Below are 2,815 nucleotides of genomic sequence, written 5' to 3'. Positions count from 1 at the left end.
GCTGACGACCACCTTCGGCCAGTTCGCCACGCAGGCGCTCAAGGCTTTCCGGGGCAGCGGCAAGGCTGATACGCACGCGAGCACAGGCGGTGTCGAGGACGTCGACAGCTTTGTCCGGCAGCTGGCGACCGGCCAGATAACGTGCGGACAATTCGGCCGCCGAGACCACCGCGTCATCACGCAGGTAGATGCCGTGGCTCTTCTCGTAAACCTGGGCCAGACCACGAAGGATGGTCACCGCTTCGTTGACGGTCGGTTCGTGCAGTTGCACCGGCTGGAAACGACGGGCCAGTGCCGGGTCTTTCTCGAAGTATTTCTTGTACTCGGCCCAAGTGGTGGCGGCGATGGTACGCAGCTCGCCCCGCGCCAGCGCCGGTTTCAGCAGGTTGGCTGCGTCGGAACCGCCGGCATTGCCGCCAGCACCGATCAGGGTGTGGGCTTCGTCGATGAACAGAATGATCGGTTTTGGCGAGGCTTTGACCTCGTCGATCACGCCTTTGAGACGACGTTCAAACTCACCTTTGACGCTGGCGCCAGCCTGCAACAGGCCCATGTCCAGCGACAGCAGTTCAACGCCTTTGAGTACCTGCGGCACTTCACCGGCAGCAATGCGCGAGGCCAAGCCTTCGACGATGGCGGTTTTACCGACACCGGCTTCACCGACCACGATCGGGTTGTTCTTGCGGCGACGCGCGAGGATATCGACCATCTGGCGGATCGCGCCGTCACGGCACAATACCGGGTCGAGTTTGCCGTCGCGGGCCTGTTGGGTCAGGTTGTGGGTGAAGCGCTGCAACAGCGATTCGCCCTGCGCCGCCGGTTTACCGTTAGCCGCCGGTTGTTCCTGTTGCGACAGGGCAAATTCCTTCAGGCGATCAATGTTCAATTTGGCGAGCAGCGGCTGATAGCGACTGCCGGCGTAGCGCATCGGGTTGCGCAGCAGGGCGAGGATCAGCGCGGCGTCTTCGACCTGGGTCTGGCCCAGTTCAAGGTTGGCCACCAGCAGCGCATCTTGCAGCCACTGCACCAGTTCCGGGGCGAACACCGGGTTGCGCGAAGCGCTGTGCTCAACGCGCGACTGCAGCGCGGCGCTCAGTTCGCCGGCGTCGACGTCGGCATCCTGCAGCGCACGCGACAGCAAGCCGTTAGGACGCTCCAGCAGCCCCAGCAGCAGGTCTTCGACGAGGATCTTGCTGCCGCCACGGGCCACGCAACGCTCGGCTGAACGCTCCAGATCACGGCGGGTTTCGGCGTCCAGCGCCTGAATGAGTTGTTGCAGGTCTACGTTGATCATGGCTCACGTCCTTAATGAATTTTGCTGCCCAGGGTCACTACGCCGTCTGCTTTTTCGCAGCCCAGCCAACTGGTCCACCCCAGGCGACAGTCGTTCTTCTCACCAATGCGCAGTTCGCGGATTTCTTCCGGGCGCAGCACCAGGCGAATGTCGTAATCGAGCGGGTCACGCAAGGTGAACCGCACCAGCGCGCACAGCGGCTGGTAGCCGAACCCGATCGGCAGGAATTCGTGGAATCGCTCCCAGTCGAGTTCGGTGATGTGAATGCGGAATTTGCCGCTGCGGTCGCGCACCCGCTCACCCAGCACCAGGTCTTCACCCAGCAGGCTGTTGGCGCGCCCGAGGCGGTTGCGCTGCTCGTCGAGGATTTCCACGCGGCGCTCGATGCACTGTTCGATGACCAGGTCTTCGTGTTTGAAGTAGTAACGCAGCACCGCTTCGATCAATGCCGCCGAGTGCGCCCGCAAGCTGAGCAGGCCGAGGTACGGCAGCAGGCGTTTCCAGTTCAGTTCCTTGGCCTTGCGGATCTCGTCGCCGCCCAGACCGATCAGCGCGAAAAGCTGCGACGAGAACGGGTCGATCGCGCCGCTCTGGAAGCTGGCGCGATAGCGGTACTTGCGCCAGATCGGCAGCATCAGCCGTTGCAGGCGATGGTGGAACAGGTCAAGAAAGTTGCGCGTCGGGTTGCCGTCCTCGCTGTCGCCCAAGGCTTGTTCGCCATAGAACGCCGGCAGCGGCGAGCCCGAACCGACCAGGCCGATCAGGTTGAAACGCATGCGCGCGCGCATCTGCCCGTGCTCTTCGAAGAACTCCACACGATCAACATCGCTGCGCGGAAAACCGAGGCTCGGGTTGGCCTGGAATTCCACGTGATCGTACAAGTCGTCTTCGCTCAGGTACGGGTGAGCTTCGCGCAGCCGGTCGATCACCAGCAGCACGGCCTGAAACAGCGAGTACTCGCGTATTACCTTGGTCAGCCCGCTTAAAGCAGGGGCTGCAGGCCCATACGTGGTGTCCATTGGTACACCTCTCCCTGTGTGCTTTTTACCCGCAGCTCATGGAATGAATTGAGACTGGCGTAAAGCGCGAAAAACTCGTTAAGAACCGAAGCGAACACGAACAGATCGCCTTCGCCGATATACCCTTCCGGGTCGATGGTCAGTTCGGTGCGCAGACCGCGCACCGGCAGCCCACGGTGCAGCCGGTCGACGTGGTGATGTTTGATGTGCTTGAGGCCGCCGAGCAGGCGCTTGCTGACCTTCTCCGCGTGCTGGTCGTAGTAGCGCGGCAAGTCGTAGGTTTCCAGAATCACCTTCAACGCATTGACGTCGGCCAGCGACAGATAGTTAAGCGACATGTTGCTGATCAGCTTCCACAGGAAGTCACGGTTCAGCGGTGGTGCGAAGCTCGACGTCGCCGGGGTGATGTTGCGGAAACTGAGGAACTCCGGGGTCTCTTCGCAGGCCAGGCAGATGTCGCCGAGCTTGAGCTTGCGCGGCAGGTTCTGGTTGGTGCACATCA

3 protein-coding genes are annotated in these 2,815 nt (G+C 62.0%); all 3 read right to left on the bottom strand.

The annotated features are described in order from the left end of the window. Positions 1-1,294, bottom strand: a 1,294-nt coding sequence (locus DBR24_RS33045; RefSeq protein WP_256591686.1) for an AAA family ATPase, incomplete at its 3' end; no start/stop codon positions are given. Between the two features lie 11 nt (positions 1,295-1,305). Further along, entirely contained in the window at positions 1,306-2,313 is a 1,008-nt protein-coding gene (gene tssG / locus DBR24_RS20300) for a type VI secretion system baseplate subunit TssG (RefSeq protein ID WP_123469914.1), read from the bottom strand. Then, positions 2,277-2,815 (bottom strand): type VI secretion system baseplate subunit TssF (locus DBR24_RS33040; RefSeq protein ID WP_256591685.1); only part of this gene is annotated, 539 nt, incomplete at its 5' end. The genes tssG and DBR24_RS33040, both read right to left, overlap by 37 nt.

The organism is Pseudomonas sp. HMWF006 (genome assembly GCF_003061205.1).
In the GTDB taxonomy this organism is placed as follows: Bacteria; Pseudomonadota; Gammaproteobacteria; order Pseudomonadales; family Pseudomonadaceae; genus Aquipseudomonas; species Aquipseudomonas monsensis.
This window is presented reverse-complemented; position numbering and strand designations above follow the sequence as displayed.